The organism is Pedobacter frigidisoli, from assembly GCF_004331675.1.
GTDB classification, from domain to species: Bacteria; Bacteroidota; Bacteroidia; order Sphingobacteriales; family Sphingobacteriaceae; genus Pedobacter; species Pedobacter frigidisoli.
The window spans coordinates 22,150-45,042 of the sequence record NZ_SJSN01000023.1; the positions used below are offsets into that span (position 1 = coordinate 22,150).

The 22,893-nt window shown below is 36.4% G+C and carries 17 protein-coding genes and 1 tRNA gene; 9 read left to right on the forward strand and 9 right to left on the reverse strand.

The annotated features are described in order from the left end of the window. Positions 1-179 precede the first annotated feature (179 nt). Both EZ449_RS20625 and EZ449_RS20630 read right to left on the reverse strand, forming a co-directional pair. On the reverse strand, positions 180-2,012 hold the full coding sequence (locus EZ449_RS20625; protein ID WP_225872392.1) for a serine hydrolase domain-containing protein: 1,833 nt from the start codon (positions 2,010-2,012) through the stop codon (positions 180-182). After that, positions 1,984-3,618 (reverse strand): amidohydrolase, encoded by a 1,635-nt coding sequence (locus EZ449_RS20630; RefSeq protein ID WP_131562499.1) that lies wholly within the window; start codon positions 3,616-3,618, stop codon positions 1,984-1,986. The genes EZ449_RS20625 and EZ449_RS20630 overlap by 29 nt, the downstream gene beginning before the upstream one ends. A 255-nt stretch (positions 3,619-3,873) precedes the next feature. On the opposite strand from EZ449_RS20630, the gene mutL reads away from it, so the two are divergent. The 6 genes from mutL to EZ449_RS20660 all read left to right on the forward strand — a co-directional run bounded on the left by mutL (position 3,874) and on the right by EZ449_RS20660 (position 12,702). Next, positions 3,874-5,712 (forward strand): DNA mismatch repair endonuclease MutL, encoded by a 1,839-nt coding sequence (mutL, locus tag EZ449_RS20635; RefSeq protein ID WP_131562501.1) that lies wholly within the window; start codon positions 3,874-3,876, stop codon positions 5,710-5,712. Between the two features lie 34 nt (positions 5,713-5,746). Next, positions 5,747-6,448 carry a rhomboid family intramembrane serine protease gene (locus EZ449_RS20640; protein WP_131562503.1) on the forward strand — a complete coding sequence of 234 codons (702 nt, stop codon included), beginning with the start codon at positions 5,747-5,749 and terminating at the stop codon, positions 6,446-6,448. Continuing rightward, a complete protein-coding gene (locus EZ449_RS20645; RefSeq protein WP_131562505.1) occupies positions 6,441-7,298 on the forward strand; it encodes a rhomboid family intramembrane serine protease in 858 nt (285 codons plus the stop codon). Before EZ449_RS20640 ends, EZ449_RS20645 begins: the two co-directional genes overlap by 8 nt. Then, on the forward strand, positions 7,298-8,407 hold the full coding sequence (locus tag EZ449_RS20650) for an endonuclease/exonuclease/phosphatase family protein (protein ID WP_131562507.1): 1,110 nt from the start codon (positions 7,298-7,300) through the stop codon (positions 8,405-8,407). Before EZ449_RS20645 ends, EZ449_RS20650 begins: the two co-directional genes overlap by 1 nt. Before the next feature lie 122 nt (positions 8,408-8,529). Continuing rightward, positions 8,530-9,162 carry a nitroreductase family protein gene (locus EZ449_RS20655; protein WP_131562509.1) on the forward strand — a complete coding sequence of 211 codons (633 nt, stop codon included), beginning with the start codon at positions 8,530-8,532 and terminating at the stop codon, positions 9,160-9,162. Between the two features lie 813 nt (positions 9,163-9,975). Continuing rightward, positions 9,976-12,702 carry an Ig-like domain-containing protein gene (locus tag EZ449_RS20660; protein WP_225872393.1) on the forward strand — a complete coding sequence of 909 codons (2,727 nt, stop codon included), beginning with the start codon at positions 9,976-9,978 and terminating at the stop codon, positions 12,700-12,702. A gap of 78 nt (positions 12,703-12,780) precedes the next feature. Here EZ449_RS20660 and EZ449_RS20665 read toward each other — a convergent pair whose 3' ends face one another. From EZ449_RS20665 to EZ449_RS20695, 7 genes are all read right to left on the reverse strand, one after another. Beyond that, a complete protein-coding gene (locus EZ449_RS20665) occupies positions 12,781-13,737 on the reverse strand; it encodes a 2-hydroxyacid dehydrogenase (RefSeq protein WP_131562511.1) in 957 nt (318 codons plus the stop codon). Positions 13,738-13,802: 65 nt separating this feature from the next. Then, positions 13,803-14,603, reverse strand: coding sequence for a DUF4249 domain-containing protein (locus tag EZ449_RS20670; protein WP_131562513.1), 801 nt, complete (start codon positions 14,601-14,603; stop codon positions 13,803-13,805). Positions 14,604-14,606: 3 nt separating this feature from the next. After that, positions 14,607-16,931, reverse strand: coding sequence for a TonB-dependent receptor (locus EZ449_RS20675; protein ID WP_131562515.1), 2,325 nt, complete (start codon positions 16,929-16,931; stop codon positions 14,607-14,609). 169 nt (positions 16,932-17,100) lie between these two features. Beyond that, positions 17,101-18,300 carry a hypothetical protein gene (locus EZ449_RS20680; RefSeq protein ID WP_131562517.1) on the reverse strand — a complete coding sequence of 400 codons (1,200 nt, stop codon included), beginning with the start codon at positions 18,298-18,300 and terminating at the stop codon, positions 17,101-17,103. Between the two features lie 69 nt (positions 18,301-18,369). Next, on the reverse strand, positions 18,370-19,041 hold the full coding sequence (locus EZ449_RS20685; protein WP_131562519.1) for a GDSL-type esterase/lipase family protein: 672 nt from the start codon (positions 19,039-19,041) through the stop codon (positions 18,370-18,372). A gap of 207 nt (positions 19,042-19,248) precedes the next feature. Continuing rightward, a complete protein-coding gene (locus EZ449_RS20690; protein WP_131562521.1) occupies positions 19,249-19,431 on the reverse strand; it encodes a hypothetical protein in 183 nt (60 codons plus the stop codon). A 305-nt stretch (positions 19,432-19,736) separates the two neighbouring features. Beyond that, a tRNA-Lys gene (locus EZ449_RS20695) sits at positions 19,737-19,809 on the reverse strand. A gap of 173 nt (positions 19,810-19,982) precedes the next feature. Here EZ449_RS20695 and EZ449_RS20700 point away from each other — a divergent pair. From EZ449_RS20700 to EZ449_RS20710, 3 genes are all read left to right on the forward strand, one after another. Then, positions 19,983-21,131 (forward strand): tyrosine-type recombinase/integrase, encoded by a 1,149-nt coding sequence (locus EZ449_RS20700; protein ID WP_131562523.1) that lies wholly within the window; start codon positions 19,983-19,985, stop codon positions 21,129-21,131. Between the two features lie 182 nt (positions 21,132-21,313). Next, the gene (locus EZ449_RS20705) at positions 21,314-22,249 is read left to right on the forward strand and encodes a hypothetical protein (protein ID WP_131562525.1); all 936 of its coding nucleotides are present in this window, start codon (positions 21,314-21,316) and stop codon (positions 22,247-22,249) included. A gap of 90 nt (positions 22,250-22,339) precedes the next feature. Further along, on the forward strand, positions 22,340-22,600 hold the full coding sequence (locus EZ449_RS20710; protein ID WP_131562527.1) for a hypothetical protein: 261 nt from the start codon (positions 22,340-22,342) through the stop codon (positions 22,598-22,600). Positions 22,601-22,893 lie beyond the last annotated feature (293 nt).

The following is a 22,893-nucleotide window of genomic DNA, read 5'->3' on the forward strand; positions in this document are numbered from 1 at the left end:
AACATATAACCTATCTTTTTATCGGAATGCTTAATGTCTCACAGGCTTTTATCGGGGGATATAGCGAAAAGACGGGCTGCTGAAACCGAGAAGCACCTCAGCACCTTTCCAAAAAATTTGAATATTAAAAAAGGTTCGTGGGGACACGAACCTTGGCATAGTTTTTAAAATTTCGCATCTTACTTTTTAGCCTCATCGATCGCTTTATTCACCACATCTTGAATACGACCTCGAATTTTTAAGTTGCCCAATTTATCGCTAACGGTTGGATTAACACGATTAGAAAGGAAAACGTAAACCAAGCCTCTTGATGGATCAACCCAAACACACGTTCCTGTGTAACCTGTATGCCCGTAGGTTTGCGGCGAGGCCAACTCTGATGGATAATGTTTCGTACTATCTGGATCCCAACGATCGAAACCTAAACCTCTACGACTTACATTCGACTGTTTGGAAGTAAACATATCTACCGTTTGTGGCTTGAAATATTCTTGACCTCCATAAGTACCACGGTTAAGCAGCATTTGATAAATAATGGCCAAATCGTTTGCGCTGGAAAATAAACCTGCATGGCCAGAAACTCCTCCAGCTAAGGCAGCACCCTGATCGTGAACATAACCCACTAGTAACGTTTTCCTAAAATAAGCATCCATTTCCGTAGGAATAATTTGCTCTGGCTTGAAACGATTTCTCGGTAAGAAACCTGCAGTTTGCATCCCCAATGGCTTGTAGAAATTTTCGTAAGTGTATTGGTTTAAAGGTTCTTCGCTAATGTGCTCCACAATATCTTTCATCACGTACATACTAATATCACTATATACATATTTCCCTCTTGTTTTTATTGGTGAGTTTAACATCTTTGGCCACATGAAATCCTTAAAGAAACCTTTTTTAATGTAATAATTATCGGCAACTTTTGTAGGAAACGCAGCTGAAGAATCACGGCTATAATCTCCATTTTTTACATAATCGTGGAATGGAATAAAAGGGATAAATCCTGCTTGATGCAACATCACTTCACGCACTTGGATATTGTCCATCGGTGTAGTTCGAGCCTTCGGAATATAAGCACCAATATTAGTATCTAGCTTTAACTTACCTTCTTCAAACAAGCGCATTACCGATGGCGTTGTTGCAGTAACTTTAGTAACTGAGGCTAAATCAAAAATATCGGTTATCTTATCTGGAATATTGGTATCATAAGTATGCGTTCCGTAGGCTTTGTTAAAAATTACCTTTCCATCTTTCGCAACTAAAACAACCAAACCAGGCGTAGCTTTCTGATTTATTGCTTCAGCAGCAATGGCATCAATTTCTTTTAAGCTGTTCGAGTTTAGTCCAGCATCTTCAGGAACCGTGTATTTCAAACGTATTTTTGTGGTTGCAAAACCATAGCCAATGGTATATTTAGCAGAAAATGCAGTTGTTAGTTTATTCTCAGCAGCAATTCCTCCAAAAATATATTGTGGAACAATTGCAGCTGCATCCGCATTGTTTTGAGCAGTCCAAACGATTGGCGCTTGCAGTAAATCGAACGACTTTAAACTTCTACCATCACCAAAAAAAGCAATGATAACCTTTTTGATTTTACCTATGCTATTGATAAAATTGATGAATTTAGTATTGTTGGCATTTTGATCATCAATAGCAATTATAACCGTATTAAAATATTTTAGCTCGTCTTCTAAGTCGTTTAGGTTAGCGCTATCTTTATACGAATCGGCAGAAAAAGCCGTTATTTTATCATATTTATTTGCCAAACTATCGAAAACCGAACTATAGGCAAAACTTAAACTTACCGAAGCAATATTCTTTTTCTCAAGCGATTTCAATGGAATAATCGAATCCTGATTATTTAAAACAACTGTGGTACGCGTAATCGTATTGGCTATTGAAAGTTTCTTTTCATTATTGGTATGTTCTTGGGCACAGGCCATTAAACATAAAACATTAAAAAAACTCGCCGCAGCCAATACAAATAATCTATTTCGCTTCATATACTTTTTCTCCATTCAAAAAGGTTTTTAAAACCTTGGTTTTTAATATGTTTTGTGGGGTTGATTTTAAGATATCATGATCAAGGATTACGAAATCGGCTATTTTACCTTTTTCTAAACTTCCCTTTTCATGCTCCTCAAAATTTGCCTTTGCCGCCCAAATTGTCATTCCTCTTAGCGCTTCTTCTGGCGTTAATGCGTTTTCCATTTGGAAGCCCCCTTTCGGAAAACCTTTTGCATCTTCTCTAACTGTTGCTGCATAAAACGTTAATAATGGATTAATGTTTTCGACAGGAAAATCTGTTCCCAATGGAATCCAACCGTTTTGCTTTAATAATTGTTTGTAGGCATAAGCTTGCTTTACACGTTCTGCACCTAAACGTTGTGCTGCCCAATACATATCCGAAGTGGCGTGTGTAGGTTGTACCGAAGGGATAATATTTGCTTGGCCAAATAGATCAAAATCCTTACTATTAACCAATTGCGCATGTTCTATACGCCAACGTTTATCATTTTTACCTTTTAAAATTTTATTGTAAATGTTAAGCATTACTCGGTTGGCAGAATCGCCGATTGCATGTGTACACATTTGAAAATTATTGGCGGCAATTTTTTTCGCAACATCCTCAAAATGCTTTTGATCGCTGAGTAAAAAACCAGTTTTATTTGGCATATCGCTATAAGGATGCAATAAACATGCGCCTCGAGAACCTAGTGCACCATCTGCATAAACCTTAAACGAGCGAACATTTAAGCGATCTGTTTTTATTGGTCCGCGGCTAAAAAGATATTTGTAGTTATCTTCAGAATCAGAAAGCATGACGTATAAACGCATTTTCAGCTTATTTTCCTTTTGAAGTTTCTCGATAAATTCTACGGCCAAATAACTTAAACCACAATCATCAATTGTAGTTAATCCGACAGCAAAACAATTTTTTTGTGCATCGGTAAAAATCTTTTCAGCAAGCTTAGCATCGGGCGATGGAATTTTGCTTTCTACCAAAGTAACGGCGTTATCGATTAAAACTCCCGTTAACTTTCCGTTTTCGGTAAGCATATCGCCACCAATAAGTTTCTGCTCTCCTTTAATGCCAGCAGCATCTAAAGCTTTTTGATTGGCCACTGCGGCATGACCATCAATGCGATTTAACAAAACTGGTCGATCCGGAAATAGTTGCGATAACTTTTCATTGGTTGGGAAAGCCTTATTGCTCCAATCATTTTGATCCCAACCGTTACCAATTAACCAACCATCGGGATGTGTCTTGGCAAATTCTGTTAATCTATTTAAAATTTCTTCCCATGATTTGGTATCACGTAAATCTGCAGTTTGGAGGTTTTGTCCGTAACCAAAAAAATGGGCATGAGCATCTATAAAACCTGGATAAACAGCTTTTCCATCAACATTTATTTCTTCTTTAGCTTTGTATTTTGATTGAATATCATCAGAAGTTCCTAAAGCTAAAATCTTTCCGTCCTTTACGGCGAAAGCTTCGACAGCATCGAACTTTGCGTTAACAGTGTAAACCTTGGCATTAAAAACGATTACATCTACCTGCTCTTTCTTAGTGCAAGAACAGAATAGAACAGCCAAAAAACTGGCAAATAAAATGGATTTCATATCGATAAAGATAGAAAATTGAAATCATTTGGCTTTGTAATTTCAGCTTTACAAAACGAGTATAGCTGTGATTTATAACGAAGAAATGGTTTAACCACAAAGACACCAAGAGCACCAAGTTAAATTTGAGAATTGTTTTTACACCCAATATATTTAACCACGTTTACGCACAGTCATTTACATGTTGAGTTTTAAACAAATCACTTTCCTTAAGCTAAATTTGCATAATTTAGCAAATTCACTTTGCCCTAATACATGACTGATATTATCCATTTATTGCCTGATGCTGTTGCCAACCAAATTGCTGCCGGAGAAGTTGTTCAACGACCTGCTTCTGCCGTTAAGGAATTGCTCGAAAATTCTATTGATGCTGGCGCAGATAAAATTCAATTGGTAATAAAAGATGCTGGAAAGGCGTTAATTCAGATTATCGACAATGGTTGTGGCATGAGTGTTACCGATGCCAGGATGTGTTTCGAACGCCATGCAACATCAAAGGTAAAGAAAGCCGAAGATCTGTTTGCTATTCGTACCATGGGTTTCCGTGGCGAGGCCATGGCTTCAATCGCTGCAATTTCTCAAGTGGAAATGAAAACACGCAGGCATGAGGATGAGATTGGAAGTTGCATTACCATAGAAGGTGCGCAAGTAACTTCGCAAGAACCCGTAGCCACAACTGCTGGAACGCAAATAGCCATTAAAAACTTATTTTTTAATACGCCTGCTCGTCGTAACTTTTTAAAAAGTAACCCGGTAGAAATGCGTCATATTATTGATGAATTTACACGGATTGCCTTGGCTCATCCTACAGTATTTTTCAGTCTACACCACGATGGAACGGAGATTTTTAACCTCCCGAAAGGAAATTTAAAACAGCGTATTGTTCATATTTTTGGCAATAATTATAACGAACGTTTGGTTCCTGTTGAGGAAGAAACGACTATCATCAACCTCAAAGGATATATCGGCAAGCCCGCTTTTGCTAAGAAAACCCGTGGTGAGCAGTTCTTTTTTGTGAATAACCGTTTTATTAAAGATCCATATTTAAACCATGCGGTAAGTTCTGCTTTTGACGATCTTTTGCCTGATGACAGTTACCCGCTTTATGTTTTGTTTATTGAGATCGACCCAGCCAAAATTGATGTCAACGTTCACCCAACCAAAACGGAAATTAAATATTTGGATGAAAAATCTATTTATGCCATTTTAAAATCGGCCGTAAAACGTTCCATTGGTCGCTACAACATCTCTCCTACCTTAGATTTTGATCAGGAAACTGGTTTCAGTAATATGATTACGCAAAAAGCAGTAGAAGATATTGTTCCCCCGAGCATTAATTTCAATCCTGATTTTAATCCTTTTGCAAGCGATAGCAGCTCGACTTCTGGCTACTCTACATCGCCGAGAAACTACGAGGCAAAACCCAGTGCAAAAAACTGGGGCTCACTTTACGAAATTACCGAACAGCCTATTGTAGAGCAAACCTCTTTTTATGCCGATGAACCCATTTTGGAGACTAAGCAAAAGCAATATATGCAATTGCATAACCGTTACATTGTTTCGCAAATAAAATCGGGAATGATGGTTATCGACCAGCAAATGGCACATGAAAGGATCCTTTATGAACGTTTTCTCGTACATTTAGATGATCGCAAAGGCGCATCGCAACAAAGTCTGTTTCCACAAACCATTACGCTAAATGCAAATGATTTTGAATTGGCAAAAAGTTTGTTGGACGATATAAAAAGTTTAGGTTTTGATGTACGGGAGTTTGGTAAAAATACTTTGGTTGTAGAGGGCGTTCCCGTAGATTTGGGCAGCAGCAACATTAATGAAACGCTAATATTTGAACAATTAATTGAGGGTTTTAAAAACTCTCAACAAGAATTAAAGTTAAGTAAACGCGATAGCTTGGCCAGATCACTTGCAAAAAACAGTGCCATCAAAGCGGGTACGGCACTTGGTCAGGAAGAAATGAATACGTTGATTGATGAACTTTTCGCCTGCAAAACGCCTAACTTTAGCGTGAGCGGAAAACCGATTATCCAAACGATTACCCTAGCCGAGCTAGATAAGAAGTTTGAGAAGGCTTAGCAGTATAGCGTTGAATAAAACAAATAGAAATTAAATGAATAACATATATATTCCACCGGTAGTTAAAAACCTACTGATTATTAACGTCTTATTTTTTGCGGCAACGTACTTAATTCCGAGTTTAAATCTACAAACCTTACTTGCTGTATATTATTTCGATTCGCCTAATTTTAGATTTTGGCAACCAATTACTTATATGTTTATGCATGGTGGCATAGGGCATATCTTTTTTAACATGTTTGCGCTATTCTCATTTGGCAGTATCTTAGAAACACGTTGGGGAGCAAAAAAATTCTTGATATTTTATTTTATTACAGGTCTCGGTGCGTTAGTGCTACAAATGGCTGTGCAAGCTTTTGAGGTTCATCAATTAATTGGCCATTTCACCTTATTTGATGGTTGGCAAAAGCTCATTGCAAACCAAGCACAATATAATACTATTGCAGGTATTTATGGAGGCGGAATGGTAGGCGCTTCTGGGGCAATTTTCGGTTTACTGGTTGCCTTTGGAGTGCTTTATCCAAATGCGGAATTAATGCTGATGTTTATTCCTGTTCCTGTAAAAGCTAAATACTTTATTCCAGTTTATATCTTAATAGAGTTAACTTTAGGCGTAGCTAATTTTGCCGGAGATTCAATTGCGCATTACGCCCATTTAGGTGGTGCAATAATCGGGTTCATCCTCGTTAAAATATGGAAAGATAAAAAAGACACATTTTATACGCTCTATGAATAACACTTTCAAAGATCTAAAATTCAAGGTTTTCCAATCGGGAAATCCATTATTCTTTTACATTGGCATCAACGTAATTATATTTCTAGTTACAGCGATTATTGGCGTTTTCGTATTCTTAAGTGGCAGTTCTTTAAGTATGAATGCATTCCTTTTTGAGTACGTGGGTCTACCCGCAAATCTTTCGCACTTGCCTGAACGATTTTATACAGTTTTCACGTACATGTTTTTTCATGATGGAATTTTTCACATCTTGTTTAACATGTTGGGGTTGTATTGGTTCGGCAGTATATTCATGAACTTTTTAAAGAGCCGTCAGTTTCATTTTGTTTATTTAGCTGGAGGATTATTTGGAGGTTTATTTGCCGTAGCCATTTTAAACATTTTTCCTGTTTATGCCAGTGGTTTGGGTGGTGTAACAATAGTTGGAGCTTCAGCAGCCGTAATGGCCATCATTTTTGCTGCAGCAACATTGGTTCCAGACTACACGATCATGCTATTACTTTTTGGCGAGGTTAAAATAAAATGGATTGCCCTGGTGTATTTCTTTTTAGATTTCCTTGCTGTTGGCTCTGTTAATGCCGGCGGAAGTTTAGCCCATATTGGTGGTGCAATCTTAGGTTTCACTTTTATAAAAAGTTTACAAAATGGCAGAGATTGGAGCAAAATTTTCGAACGCAAACCAAAATTGAAAGTGGTTAGAAACGAAAAGCCAATTCCGAAAAAACCCGAGTTTAAAGGCGGTGTTTCTCAACAAGAAATAGACACAATTTTAGATAAAATATCTACTACCGGTTACGATAAATTGACTCCTTTAGAAAAGGAAAAATTATTTAAGGCAAGTAAAGATTAATGGCAAATAAGAAAAAGTATAATTTCTTCGATAAACTGGTATTGCCCATTGCAGTATTACTTGCAATTGCTTTGCTTTTGGGTACGCTTGCTGGCAGTATGGATCCAAGAGAACACGCCATTATTGCCTTTTTCGGATTGGCTTATCCTTTCGTTTTATTCGTAAATATTATTTTCTTAATCTGGTGGATGATAAGCAAAAAATGGATTTTTGCCATTGCCACTATCGTAATTATCGTATTCGGCTTTAAAACCTTAAAGGCAACTTTCGCCATTGGTGGCGATACTGGTGGAGCCGAAAAAGCAGAAAACAGTGTTAGAATGATGACGTATAACGTTCACAGCTTTAAACTTTATGGTGAGGATAACGACGAATCGGTAAAGGAAAAAATGCTTCAAGTGGTGAAAGACCAAAATCCTGATGTGGTTTGTTTTCAGGAATTTTATACCCGCTACAAAGGTGCTTTCGATACGGTGGACAGTTTAAAAACCTTGCTCAATGCAAAATACTATTACTTTGTACCCACAAACAAAAATGATTACGAAGCAACTGGTTTAGCGATTTTTTCTAAATATCCAATAAAGCAAAAGGGTGAAATTCGTTTTAACGAGGGTTTTATTGGGAATATGAGCATTTACACCGATTTAAATATTAAGGGGAAATCGCTTAGGATTTATAATGTACACTTCCAATCGATTTCCTTTGAAAAACAAGACTACGAATACCTGGATAAAGTGAAGAAAATGGATACTGATTTACAGCCATCGAAACGGATTTTAAGAATGTTAAAAAGTGCCTTTCTAAAACGCAGCAGCCAGGTTGATATTATGAAAAAAGAGATGGCCTCTTGTAAAACCCCTTACTTAATTGCCGGCGATTTTAATGATACCCCGGCCTCATATGTGGTAACCCAAATTACCGATGGCTTAAATAATAGCTTCATAAAACAAGGCTCGGGCTTTGGAAAAACCTATAACGGAAAATTTCCAAACTTCCAGATCGATTACATTGCAACTTCGAAAGATTTAGAGGTTTTGAATTACAACATTACCCAAGCCAAACTATCAGATCATTTTCCGGTACGGGCCGATTTAAGGTTCAAGCCCTAATTTTTGGATCAGAGAATTCGACAAACAGAATACTATTTTCTTACCATAGATCAACAATTTGCGATAGATTAATATCCACCTTTGGCACTAATAAGATAGAACTAAAAAAATAACATAATACTATGAGTTTAATAGATGCCCTAAAATGGCGTTATGCCGTTAAAAAAATGAATGGCCAACCAGTTGAACAAGAAAAGGTTGATAAAATTATTGAAGCTGCTTTGTTGGCTCCAACCTCATCAGGTTTGCAACCATTTAAGGTTATTGTAGTAACCAACCAAGAGTTAAAAGAAAAAATTGCGCCGATTGCTTACGGCCAAACTCAAGTGATAGATTCTTCTCACGTATTAATTTTTGCTGCACAAGATAACTACACAGAAGAAGGTATTGATGCTGTTTTTAACAGAATGAATACCGAACGTGGCTTACCACTTGATGCTACAGATGCATATAAAACGCAACTGAAAGGAATGATTTTGACTAAATCGGCTGAGGAAAACTTTAATCATGCCGCTCGCCAAGCTTATATTGCCTTTGGAATTGCCATTGCAGAAGCAGCCTTATTAAAGGTTGACACTACACCAATGGAGGGCTTTAATGGCCCTGCTTTAGATGAACTTTTAGGACTTGATAAAAAAGGATTAAAAAGCGTAACTTTATTACCATTAGGAAATAGAGATGAAGCAGGCGATTGGTTGGTAAACTTAAAAAAGGTTCGTACACCTTTAAACGAGTTTGTAATCGAATTTAAATAAGAAATTCACATCCTGATGTATATATATTGCAAGTCGCTAAATTAGTGGCTTGCTTTTTTTTGATATCAACTTACGAAGTCTCAAAGGCCACTCAGCGTTGGGGAAACTTCGTCAGTTTTTAAGCGTACATTAACTTACGAAGTTTTAAAGGCCACTGAGCGCTGGGGGAAATTCGTCAATTTCTTGGATAAACCCTTAACTACGAGCTTTATTTGGAAACGAACGGAAGCATTTCATAGGTGGCTACGGTCCCGCCATTCACTGTAGCTCCGATAGAAGTAATCGGAGGCTGCCGTTGCTGTCAGGTTTATTTAACAAAGGTCTGCTTCAAAGCTGGGAATGGTTATCAAGGAACATCAACTTACGAAGTCTCAAAGGCCATTCAGCGTTGGGGAAACTTCGTCAGTTTTTAAGATAAACCCTTAACTACGAGCCTTATTTGAAAACGAACGGAAGTATTTCATAGGTGCTTCAGTCCTGCCATTCGCTGTAGCTCCGAAGAAAATCGGAGGCTGCCGCTGCTGTCAGGTTTATTTAACAATGGGCTGTTCTTAAAACTTCATCGGCACCATGCGATTTCCCCGAAAAGCAATGCATTAGGTTTCTAAACCCGATGACACGGAAAGCAGCTATTTTTCATAGCGCTTGGAGGAACAGCGGGGCTACCATGACCGATAGAAACAGAAACCTGCTTTCCAAATCATCATTAACCATGATCAAATTTTATGTAAAAAAATGTTAAACATTGCTTCTGTTTAGGTACGGTATTTATAATTGGATATATTTACAGTCTTAGCATTTAATTTCCCATTCATGAAGATTTTTAGAATAGCGTTTATCATACTTTCACTTCTAACCGTAATAAACTTTTCTTCCTCGGCACAAACCGATACAATTGGTATAAACACCATTATTTTAAAAACGAATAAGATTTTAAGTGATTATCCTGCCGAGAAAGTTTACCTCCATTTCGATAAGCCTTATTATGCTGTTGCCGATACGGTGTGGTTTAAGGCCTACGTTACAGAGAATCAAAATTTCTTATCAGGCTTGAGCAAAATCGTTTATGTGGATGTGATTAACCAGAACGATTCGCTGATACAAACCGTTAAATTACCGGTTGTTGGTGGTTTTGCTTATGGAAGTTTTCCATTAGATCAATTTAATTACAAGCAAGGTAACTACCATATTCGTGCTTATACCATGTGGATGTTAAATAGCGATGATCCTGCTTTCTTTAGCAAGACTTTTTATGTTGGCGAAGCAATTGATAAGGAAGTAAAAACGCATATTACCTATAAAAATTCATCGACAGATAAGCTCGAAAAAATTGATGCCCGAGTGCAGTTTAAAGACGCCAACAACAAACCCTACGCTAACAAGAACGTAACCTGGCAAGTGGTAACCAGCTACACGGTTATTGCTAAAGGTAGAGGAACAACAGATGCAAATGGGTACTTAACCATCGCAATGAGCAATGCGCAAAAGGCAGAATATCAATTACAAAAGGGGCAATTAATTACCAGCATCAATACCACAGAAAAAGACGTTGCAACGAGTAGCTTCTTGCTAAAAAATGCCATCATTAATAAGGATTTTCAATTTTTTCCTGAGGGTGGAAGCTTAATTGCTGGCCTAGCAACCAAGATTGCTTTTAAAGGAATTAAGAGTGATGGTTTGGGAATTGGAGCGAAAGGTACTGTAACGGATAACGACGGCAAACAAGTAGCAATTTTTACCTCGCAACATTTAGGAATGGGAACTTTTAACCTAATTCCTGAAGCCGGAAAAACTTACAAAGCCGCTGTTACTTATGTTGATGGAACCACTCAAAACTACAATTTACCCACAGTTACCGCAGCGGGAATTGTGGTGAATATTGATAATAGCAGTGCCGATAATGTCGCGATTAAAATTTCTGCAAACGATGCCTTCTTTGGCGAAAACCAAGGTAAAAAGTTTTATCTCATTGCGCAAAGCAAGGGTGTAATTTGCTATGGTGCGCAAACGGCGCTTTCGAATAAGGAATACAATACCACGGTTTTAAAATCGAAATTCCCCAATGGTATTGCACAGTTTACCTTATTTAATGAATATGGAAAACCACTAAGCGAACGCTTGGTTTTTGTTCAGCATAAAGATAATATGGTGGTTACCTTATCTAGTCTGGCAACTACATACGGAATTAAGAAAAAGGTTAAGATAAATGTTGCAGCAAAAAAAGATGGCGCACCTGTAGAGGGAAGCTTCTCGGTTGCTGTTGTTGATGAAACCAAGGTTCCATCTAGCGAGGATGCAACGAGTACCATATTAACCGGACTTTTATTAAGTAGCGATGTTAAGGGTTATATAGAAAAGGCAAATTATTACTTTAACGCCCCAGATGCAAAGAAAAACACAGATTTAGATGTTTTACTTTTAACGCAAGGCTATCGCAGTTTCAAGTACACCGACATTATAGCCAATAAATTACCAAAAATAGATTTTTTACCTGAGCAAGGCATCGAGCTTTCGGGTATTTTAAGAATGAACAATGGTATTCCCGTTAGAAAAGGAGCACTTCTATTAACCATTCCCGATAAACGTTTTAACTTGGAAGGCACTACAGATCCAGTTGGAAACTTCAAGTTTAAGGGATTGGTTTTTAACGATTCATCGAAAGTGACTATTTCTGCGAAATATAACCCGAACTACAAGGGAATGACGCTGCAAATGAATGGCTCTCCGGTACCTAGTTTAACTAGAAACTTTAGTGCTGCCGAGGAGGTTTTGAATATCGATAGTGCGCTTACCACCTATCTTGATAACAGCAAAAGACAATATGCTTATTTACATACGCTGAAAGATGTTACCATTAAAGCTGCCATTGTTCCTAAAGTGAGCCATAAGGATTACCCAGCTCTAACAGGTTTAAGTCAAATGGCAGATCATGAAGTTTCTGGCGAACAACTAAAAGGTTGCGGAATGTTGGTTACTTGCCTACAAGGCATGCTTGCTGGTGTTACTTTTATGGATGGAAACTTTTACGTAAGTAGAGATTACAATGCGGGTAACAGAACGCCTATGGGAATTTTTATAAATGGGATGAATGTTGATGTTAACCAGATCAATACCATCGATCCTAACCAATTGGAATCTGTAGAGATTTTCTTAAGGGATGAATTGGGATTGGTAAACAGAGCCAATAATGTTAATGGTGTGTTGGTGTTTAACCAAAAGAAAGCACCAAAAGGACAAAAAATATCGAAAAGCCAATTGATGGATATGTTGCCGAAATATTATGAGTTAACCTTTTCTCCTCAAGGATATGATAAGGAAAAACAGTTTTATTCGCCAAGATATGATGTGGCCACAAATATGAACCGCAATGATTTAAGAACTACTATTTATTGGAATCCGAAAGTGATTACTGATGCAGCTGGAAATGCTTCTTTCGAATTTTACAATGCTGATGGAAGAGGACAGTACAAGGTAACTATAGAAGGTATTGATGGAAATGGAAACTTGGGAAGATCTATCTTTAAATATACAGTGAAATAATATTCACTCGAATTGTTTCAATCAAAAGGGCTGATCATTTCAACGATGATCAGCCCTTTTTTTGATTAAAATATGTTTCTAAACTTGGTAGGGTAGTTTCTCGCCTTTTAATCCCGCAACAATATTTTCTACAATGAGTTTAGCCATTGCATCACGAGTTTCCTCTGTAGCAGATCCAATATGCGGAAGAACAGCTACGCTTTCCATCGACAATAAAGGGTTACTTTTATCCATTGGCTCAGGGTTGGTTACATCTAAACCAGCTCCCCAAATTACTTTATCTTCTAGCGCCTTAATTAAATCCTTTTCATTATGAATTCCACCTCTGGCCGTATTGATAAAAATAGCATTGGGTTTCATCTTGTCGAATACTTCCAATGTAAATTTATCTTTCGTTTCTGCTGTTAAGGCCGTGTGGACAGAAAGCACATCACTTTGAGCTAAAAGCTCCTCAAAAGAAACATATTCAGCTCCAATCTCTTTTTCTGCTTCCTGATTTCGAGATCTGTTATGGTAAATAATTTTCATTTGGTAAGCAGCAGCACACTTTTTCGCAAGCTCTAAACCTATTTTTCCTAAGCCGAATATGCCGAGTGTTTTGCCATTAATTTCAATCCCTAGTTCTGGCGTAGGTTCATAATTTTTCCATCCACCATTAATAATTTTTTTATGCAGGTAAAATGCTTTTCTAGAAACGGCAAGCATTAACAAAAAAGCAGTATCGGCAGTTGCACTACTCAAAACGCCAGGTGTATTTCCAATTGCAATGTTAAGTTTTTTTGCTTCTGTTATATCAACTTGGTCGAACCCAACAGAGTGCAGGGCAATAACCTTTAAATGTTTACAGGCATTTAAAAAAGCTGCATCAATCCTATTCGGACCAACGCTAATTAATCCATCTTTATCTTTGCAGGCCTGAACTAATTCTTCAGCAGTAATTTGTCTTTCTTCTTTCCACTGCGTAATGGAAATATTATTATCTTCCAGTTGTTTTAATCCAATGGGAGCAATGTTGCCACTTATAAATACTTTCATGCTTTAATTAACATTAAAAATTCGTAGCAGTTTTTTATAATTCCAAAAGTTAAGTCATAAAATGGCTACTTAACCGTGGCCGTTATTTTTTGATAGGTATTGGCACTAAAATAGCCTAAAGCATTGTTTGATATGTTTGATGTTGGATTTGCAGGAGTTGTACCTTGGTTTGGCCCTCTACCCGATTGCTGGCTTAAAGCATACCAATAATCGAACACATTTGGATCAATACTTTCCATTTCGACTGCAATATTATCGCCGGTTTGTAAATCCTCATCTTCATCATCCTCACTATTGAAATATAATTGTATCCGAAGTTTGTTTCCATTTGTTAAACGATCATTATTCACATAAATGCGGTTAGAATGTAATGCATTTCTATTAAGTGTAAAACGATAGTAATTAGCTTCATTAGCTGGATCGACAAGATAGGCCGCCGTAATTTTTCTTTCGTTTCCAAAAAATGAATTGCTTACAATACCTATTGAATCGAACTTAACGTAATTAGGCATTTTAGAACTGGCTACAAATGTTTTTCCCTCGGTAGCAACATTTAAATTGTAAATTAAACCACGAACGCCCCGCATGCGGTTGGTATAAACTCCTGGTGTTGTTTCTGTAAATTTGAAGCTTCCACCTTTGTCATCCGTTACGGTTACCACAGCACCAGAAACTTTCGGAAAAATACTTGCATCTGTATAACCTACGGTTTTGGATATCTTAATCTGCTGATCCATTAAAACATCGTTTATCTTACCCTCGATAACGATTTGTGGTTCGGCATTTTCGGTATCAATCGTAATAATTTTCTTGCATGAAGTAGTGCAAAAAGCAATTACCGCTAAATATATTATCAGTTTTTTCATTTCTTAAAATTTAAAGTTCCAAGTTACCGACGGAATTAACCCGAAAAGTGAAGTTTGTTCTGCAACAGTTTTTGATGGATTTGTAGGGTCGTTTATAAACTCAATGGAGTATGGATTTTTTCTTGCCAAGGCATTGTAAACCCCAAAGTTCCAGCTCGAATGGAATTTGCCAGTATTTTTACCCTCCAATGTAGCGCTCAAATCTAAACGCATATTGTAAGGCATTCTCCCTGCATTTCTTTCTGTATAATAGTACGAGGTTTGTCCACCAATATTGTATTTTCCTGCCGGAAAAGTAACCGCATTTCCTGTACTATAAATAAAGCTTGATGAGAAAGTCCAACGCTTGTTTAAATTATAAATTCCAACTACAGAAATATCATGAGTTCTATCTTGCCTTGCGGGAAAATAATTTCCATTATTCAATTGTGCAAACTTTCTTTCTGTTCTAGATAAAGTGTAACCAACCCAGCCATTCAATTTGCCGAATTTCTTTTTAAAGAATAATTCCAAGCCATAAGCCCTACCTGTTCCGTACAGCAATTCTGATTCTATATTTGAATTTGCCAATAGCTGTGCAGCGTTTTTATAATCAATTTGATTTTGAAGCCACTTGTAATAAATCTCTCCAGAGAATTCATAATTATTCTCCTGAATATTCTTGAAGTATCCCAAAGCCACCTGATCAGCAATTTCGGGCTTGATGTTATTGCTACTCAAAACATATTGATCTGTTGGCGAACTCGAAGTTGCGTTGGTTAAAATGTGGATATTCTGGGTATTCCTATTATACGAAGCCTTGATGGAGTTCTGCTCATTAAACAAATAACTTACCGAAAAACGAGGCTCTAAATTAAGGTAGCTTTTGTAGAATTTTCCGCTAGCAACATTTTCTGTTGAGGTAATATTTCCGGCAGGATCATAAATACTGAAATTCCCCGGACCCATTAAAGAAAAGGCTGCCAAACGCACACCATACAAAAAGTTCAGCTTATCGTTGACTGCCCATTCATCAGAAACGTATGCCGCAGATTCTAGTCCGTAACGCTTTTCTTGTGTAAGTGGATTTACCTGCGATTCTCGATCTGTACTAATATCAATTGGTGAAATTCGATGCTGTGTAGCGTTTAAACCAAACCTTAAAATATGCTTATTACTGAAATATTGAAAATCTTCCTTAAAGTTGAAATCCCGAACTAAAGATGTAGCCTTGAAATTGGTGGCATCATTAAGCAATTGAACCGTGTAGTTGTAGTTGTTATAAATTAAGGAAGTATTGGAAAACAAACGATCGTTAAAAATATGATTCAACCTGATTGTTGTAGTAACATTGCCCCAATTATTCTCAAATAAATCTTTTACGCCGATATTATCCTTGCCGAAATAACCGGAAATATAAATGGTGTTTTTATCATCGATTTTGTAGTTCGCCTTTGCGTTAATATCATAAAAGTTTAAAGTGCTACCATTGATGGATGAATCTGGTGAAGCCCGTAAAAATAAATCGATATAAGTTCTACGAAAGCTAACCATAAAAGAGCCTTTATCTTTCACAATTGGTCCTTCTGCTTTTAAACGAGATGCAATTAAGCCAATTCCACCCTGAAACTTAAACTCCTTATTATTCCCGTCATCCATTTTAACATCCAAAACGGATGATAAACGTCCACCATATTGTGCAGGCATTCCACCTTTGTACAGGCTCACATCCTTAATCGCATCGGCATTAAAAGTAGAGAAGAAGCCTAACAAATGCGAGGAATTATAAACCACGGCCTCATCTAAAATAATCAAGTTTTGATCGGCAGCGCCACCACGAACATAAAAACCCGTATTGCCCTCGCCGCCAGATTTTACACCGGGAAGTAACTGAATGGTTTTTAAAATATCTTTCTCACCCAATAAAACAGGAATAGAATTTAAGGCCTGCATATCGATTTTTTCTAAACCCATTTGCGCACTTTTTACATTCTCATTCTTGCGATTATTGGCACTTACAGTTACTTCTGCCAAATCATTTGCGGCTTTTAACTCCTCATTTAATTTTATATCCTTAGTTAAATTGATGGTTTTTACCATAGACGCATAACCCGTATAACTTACCGTAACCGTATATGTTCCGGCAGGTTGGGTAAGTGCAAAATAACCGTAACCATTTGTTAAGGTGGCGCCAGTAGATGCGCCCGTAATCCTAACGGTTGCCCCAATTAAGGTTTCGCCAGTACTTGCATTGCGAACGGTACCACTTAACGTAAATTTATTTTGAGCAAAAACGGAATTTTGGAGAACGAAAATAAGGAATATGACTAAGTAGTTTTTTAAGGGCATACCGGCTCGATCTGATTTTTAACTTGGTATCAAACTTAGATAAAGTTGCTTAGTTAAGCAATTATAATTGTCTGAAATAAAAAAGCAACTTTATCGATCTCTCCTCTGCCGTTGAGAGACAACTATTATAGAGGAAATGTACGAATTACAAGCCCTTTTTATGCCTTAATTATTTTATCCTATCGGGATATATTGCAACGCGGTGCGACCTTAACATATAAGCACTTGCCTGATCTTTACCCGCTTGCTGAAAGGAAATTAATTTTGACGATTCTTTTGGCATGTGGCAGTCGATACAATTTGTGGTGAGCGCTCCCTTAGCTAAAGTTTCTCTGCTGTGATTTGTTGTTTGATGGCAACTAATACAGCGTTGTGAATAGATATTTAAATTTCCCTTGATATTTTCATGTGTGTTGTGGCAAGATTGACAGGTCATGGTTTCACTTTTAAGGTAGCAATTACTTCCCATTAACATGGTTGTTTGGTTGCCATGAACATCAGGATTTCCACCACCAAAGCCAACAAAATCTTGTGCATAATAATCATCAATATTATCGCCAGGCTTAAATTCAAATACCGATTGATGTGCCATTAATGTATTGCCAGAATGACAAACACCGCAAGCATCCATCTTCTGTTTTCTACTTAATGTTTTAAATATAGCAATGTATTTTGCCGTTTTTTCCGCTGGATTTTCGATGTGAAATACCACGTGCTGCTTTCCTGGTCCGTGGCAACGTTCGCAATCTATCCCGTAAATGATCGAGCCTTTTTCCATTTCCTCATCCATAGAAAAAGCAGATTTTTGAGTGAGTTTCTTTTCTACATAAGAGCCATGACATTCGAAACAACGACTCGTAATACCACGTTCGTAATAAAAAGTATTTGCCGGAAAACCAGGACTGATCGCCCAATTATTAATGGATGAAAAATAAGACAATGGCAATTCATAAAGTTTTTTCCCATGCCAATAAGCAAAGGTAAATGCCTTTTCGCCAGAACCAAATTTAATATCGAACTTCTGGGCATTAACTTCTTTGCCATCGTTATAAGCGACTTGAAATATGCCATCATTCCGCTTCTCAACCACAACTTTTTGATGTTCGTTAAAAGAAAAGGAATTAGAATCGGGAGCGTAAACCTTTAACAATTCTTGATCTACAACCAAATTAGAAGTTAATCCATGCGGACTATGGGCATAAGATTGAGGCAGATCCTTATGGCATTTAACGCAAGTTGCCGCACCAGTATATGCGTCTCCACGAATATCTCTTGGGAGTTTATCGGCCGCGGTCATGCATCTCGATAAAATAATGATCACAATAGAGATTGCACCTAAAATTAGGAGAATACGTTTGGCGCCTTTCAAGATTAGGGATTTGGTTAGCTTATTTTAAAAATTGAATATAGCTAAAATCCTGAAAACCTACAGCCAAATTTATTTAGTTTCTGCTTTTAAAAGATATTTCTCAATTGCCTTTTTCCAAATGGCATAACCATTAGGATTCATGTGCAACATATCGCTAAGGAACAATTCACGCCTAAAATCGCCTTTGTCTGTTAGCATCAACGGGTAAATATTTACAAACTTGGTATTCGCTTCTCCAACTAAAAATTTTTCGATTAATGCATTCGAGGCCACAGCCTTTTCCTTAAATTTCGCCCTACTCGGACTAGGCTTAATAGAAATATAAACGATGGGCACTGCAGGCAACTTCGCTCTAATCGCCTTGTATAAAACAATTGTTCTATTTAAAACGGTATCTGCTGTTACGGTTTCATCCGTTAAATCGTTTTCGCCAACGTAAAGCACAATTTGTTTTGGTTGATAAGGAAAGACGATATCGTTTAAATAAAAAGTGATATCGTTAATTACCGCCCCACCAATGCCACGATTTAAACCATTATTTTTTGCGAAGACCTGCGTTAAATCGTCCCATTTTCTAATGGATGAACTGCCAACAAACAATACTGGATGAACTGGTGGCTGAAACATTTGATCGTACTTTTTGATCGTTTGAATATCTTCCCAAAAATTAGGTTTTTTCTGTGCGTAAGTTGGTAAAATCAAAAGCTGAAAAATAAAAATAATAAAAAATAATTTTCTCATAGAAATGGAAGTTGCTAAAGAGTTGACAATATACCAATATCATTTTTTCTATTCGGAATCAATCAAATTTATTACGCCAAGAAAGCAGAGCGAAAAAATAGCCTTAATTAAATCTTGATTTAAGAGAAAACTTAAGGATTAAAGAATACACCAGAAAGTATTTGATTATGTATGGTAATCAGATTTTACGATAAGCATTAAGCACCATTATTTAATGATAAAGATGGTTTGCCTTTCTTTACCTAAAGAGAAATAGTAATGCGTTTCCTTAATATATCTAGTAATCATCACCTTGGTTGCTAAACCAATATTTCCAAAATCATCTTGCAAGTGATCTCCTATTCTTACTCCATCTAAATCATTGTTCGAACACCTTTTATTGATTATCATATGTTAATATACGTGTTAACAACGTATTAATACGTCTATAAATTTTTCATTAACACTAAATCCGTATTAATTGTAGATCATCCTACGCAAAAACAACCATTGGTTGTAATTATTGTGCACCAGGCTTTTACTAAATCATAAGCTCGATTAAATAATATTTATTTTGATCTAGACAGGTAATTTATTAGTTGGAAGAGGTTAAATTAAACAAATAAGGTTTTTATTCAAGGTAAAAATATTTGAAACTTAAATATTGAGCAGATTTTAAACATGAAAAAAACCGAAATTAGATTCGGTTTTTTCAGTGACCCCTCAGGGGTTCGAACCCTGGACCCACAGATTAAGAGTCTGTTGCTCTACCAGCTGAGCTAAGAAGTCGAGGGGATAAATATAGGATAAAAAATAGAGGTTGTGGGTAAAAAATTCAATTTAAAAGCTAAGTAGTAGGCAACCTAAACCTTTACCTTTCCACCAACTTTTTTGCTGAGATCATAAGCTAATTATGTAAGGAATCGATAAATTTAGGCCGAGTGCGCCAAAGTGCGCCAAAAATGAAGAATACATTGCCAAGAATCGTAACATCTAAAGATCTAAATTCTAGAAGTTATGTTACTTTTTATTACCTAGGAAAAAGGATCAGAGAATATAATGGGGATTCAATCAATATTGATCTAAAACCAAATACTGCTAACTCCATTAAAGAAAGAAATCAGCTTTTAAAGAAACTTGAATATGAATACACCAAAGCCCTAGAAAATAAACATTACCAAATTAACGTTAAAGAACCACTTAGTATAACCGTAATTGAACCTAGCTTTATAACCGCAAAAGGATACCTCGATCAGGCTATCGCAAAGAAGCTAAAGTCAAATATCAACAATAAATATAAGACCAATTTAGAGACGATTCACACCCAATTTTTGAAGTTCTTGAATGAAAGAGAGAAATCAGGAAGAATCGAAAATATCAGTCTAGCTAGAGTGGAAGACTTTTTGTCGAACTACTCTAGTTCGGGAACCTATTATATGAATAAACGACGGGACTTAGGTGTTTTATTTTCAACTATAAATAAGCAGCTTAAAAACAAAATTCATATAATCCAAGATAGCGAGAAAATGAAATCAAGCGCAAAGCTACATAAGGTTTATCAAGAAGAACAAATCAAACCCATACTTGACTTCTTAAAGGAAAACCACCACAACTTATATATATGCTGTTTAATTACTTATGCGACTTTCTTAAGACCACATCATGAGATTAGAGCACTTAAATTAAGCCACATCAAAAATGATTGTACAGAAATACACCTCGATGGAGCAGAGAACAAAGGAAAGCGTATTAGGATTGTCTATATTCCAGACTATTTGAGAAAGGAACTTCTACCATTAATTGATGGATTAACATTAAATGATAGCTTATTTACTAAAACAATTGAAATTCCAAATGAGTACTATTTTAGTACTGCTTGGACAAGGCAGTTCAAGGCTATGCAAAGAATTGGTTTAATTGAAAAGAATCAAACCATATATTCATTCAGACATACAGCAGCGGTTCAGGTGTATAATAAAACCAAGGATCTGCACATTCTCCAACAACTTTTAGGCCACTCAGATATGATAGTAACACTTAAATACCTACGAGGTTTAGCTGCAATCAAAAACGAAAATTTAAAAGATGTAATGCCTACCCTAAATTTATAATATCAGAATAAAAGTTATTGTCCTCTGCTATGGCTTCAAATTTATTAGCTAACTAGAATTGAATACAAATATTCATTATTATATATCGGAATGACTACATCAAATTATATAGGAAGTTTAATGCCATTTTTGCCTCAGGTGATGATCAAAATTTCTTGGATAAATTTTACCTTTAATCATTCATGGAAAAGAGGTTTGATATTATTCTCGAATTAGAGCGATTAAGAGAATACCACGTAATTTTTAAACTAGAATACAGGAACTGTACTCTTCAAAATTTACCATATTATTTAAAGCAACAAGTCATCTTTCACGCAGATATTGAGTATGCTTCTGAATTTGAAAATCATTATAAAATACTTAGTGATGCTTACAGATTAGAAGACAATCATATCGCAAATATGTTGGGAATCATAAAAGTTTATATTGAAAATAGCGATCCTAGCGATGCTGAAGAACTGAGTCACTTAAATAAAAAATTCCTAGAGGTTGTATCACGTTTAAGCAACTTAAGTGAGTTAAATAAAAAAAGTGCTATTAGGTTTTTAATAGATTCTACTAACCAGTTTTCTAATACAAATGGCTTTGAAATTCTAAATAAAGATGAAAATGTCGAAATTGTTAATTTTTTAAAAGCATCATCCCTTGAAAAGTTACACTCCCTCAAGTCATCATTTCAAGCATTTTCAGGTGAAAATAATATGGAGATTACTGAGGTATACATCGATGTCGCCATATCTCTTGCTAAAGGAGTTAAAAACATTTCACCTGAACTAGAAACATTTGATCTATTGAAAAATGAGTTAAATAAGCTCATTTCTAAAAACAATTTCAACAAGACTAAATATAAAAATGATCTACTAAGGATGATTTACAAAACGTTATTGGAATATTTAAATAATGAAACCTCGATCAAACCAGAGGGGGAAATTGATGGCATACCAAAAGAAACGGCAGTAGAGCAGTACCGTATAATCTATCAGCTCTGTTATTGTTTCGGACTTGTTGAAAGAATAGAAGATAAAACAAAACAGTATGAAAAGGTGAAAAATATTTTGAAAAATTTCAAAGAGGATAATCGACCCAGTATTACTAACATATTTGGGTCTGGGATCTAATGAGCTTTTAAAAGCAGACCGGAAACTTTTTCACTTCCTTTGGCCTATCAAATCAGAAACAAAGCGGCCGCTTATTTAAGATTTGTAATAATGGAAACATCATTTCACATTAAAATAATCAAGGAAAAAAACATGGAGAAAGAAAATCCAAAGATCGACATAATCGATTTCATCGTCTCAGAAGAGCGAAAAAAGGCTGAGGCATTTCAAGCCCAGAATAATGAAAATTTAACTTTACTAGATGAGGTTAACATTTTTAAAGAAAATGATCCTACTACAGGGATCTGGAAAAAAGAAAACTTAAGGCCTATATTTAAGGCCTCGCAACAAGTTTTGATGGGCTACATGTAATCAGTAAGTTAATCTGCACAGAAATCGGCAAATAAGAATACACCAAAAACGGCAACAAGAGTGCACAAAAAAAACGGTAGGATAATTAAACCCCACCGTTTAATACGACCTTCATCGGCTTACGACAACTGATGAATATGCACGCATTCTTGAACAAATTTATGATGTATTATGAAATTAAGCGAATGTCCCTTGCCGGACGTTCAGCTTCAAAGATCAGCAAGGCGCTGAACTGTAACCGCAGAACGGTAAAAAAGTACCTTGAGATGGATGACGGGGAGTTTGACGCCTTT

Bases quoted from the DNA above. Each gene is read 5' to 3' on its own strand.
- mutL (WP_131562501.1), top strand. From the start codon at position 3,874: ATGACTGATATTATCCATTTATTGCCTGATGCTGTTGCCAACCAAATT.
- EZ449_RS20675 (WP_131562515.1), bottom strand. From the start codon at position 16,931: ATGCCCTTAAAAAACTACTTAGTCATATTCCTTATTTTCGTTCTCCAA.
- EZ449_RS20705 (WP_131562525.1), top strand. From the start codon at position 21,314: ATGGAAAAGAGGTTTGATATTATTCTCGAATTAGAGCGATTAAGAGAA.
- EZ449_RS20630 (WP_131562499.1), bottom strand. From the start codon at position 3,618: ATGAAATCCATTTTATTTGCCAGTTTTTTGGCTGTTCTATTCTGTTCT.
- EZ449_RS20655 (WP_131562509.1), top strand. From the start codon at position 8,530: ATGAGTTTAATAGATGCCCTAAAATGGCGTTATGCCGTTAAAAAAATG.
- EZ449_RS20650 (WP_131562507.1), top strand. From the start codon at position 7,298: ATGGCAAATAAGAAAAAGTATAATTTCTTCGATAAACTGGTATTGCCC.
- EZ449_RS20710 (WP_131562527.1), top strand. From the start codon at position 22,340: ATGGAAACATCATTTCACATTAAAATAATCAAGGAAAAAAACATGGAG.
- EZ449_RS20660 (WP_225872393.1), top strand. From the start codon at position 9,976: ATGAAGATTTTTAGAATAGCGTTTATCATACTTTCACTTCTAACCGTA.
- EZ449_RS20645 (WP_131562505.1), top strand. From the start codon at position 6,441: ATGAATAACACTTTCAAAGATCTAAAATTCAAGGTTTTCCAATCGGGA.
- EZ449_RS20665 (WP_131562511.1), bottom strand. From the start codon at position 13,737: ATGAAAGTATTTATAAGTGGCAACATTGCTCCCATTGGATTAAAACAA.
- EZ449_RS20700 (WP_131562523.1), top strand. From the start codon at position 19,983: ATGAAGAATACATTGCCAAGAATCGTAACATCTAAAGATCTAAATTCT.
- EZ449_RS20685 (WP_131562519.1), bottom strand. From the start codon at position 19,041: ATGAGAAAATTATTTTTTATTATTTTTATTTTTCAGCTTTTGATTTTA.
- EZ449_RS20670 (WP_131562513.1), bottom strand. From the start codon at position 14,603: ATGAAAAAACTGATAATATATTTAGCGGTAATTGCTTTTTGCACTACT.
- EZ449_RS20640 (WP_131562503.1), top strand. From the start codon at position 5,747: ATGAATAACATATATATTCCACCGGTAGTTAAAAACCTACTGATTATT.
- EZ449_RS20625 (WP_225872392.1), bottom strand. From the start codon at position 2,012: ATGGAGAAAAAGTATATGAAGCGAAATAGATTATTTGTATTGGCTGCG.
- EZ449_RS20690 (WP_131562521.1), bottom strand. From the start codon at position 19,431: ATGATAATCAATAAAAGGTGTTCGAACAATGATTTAGATGGAGTAAGA.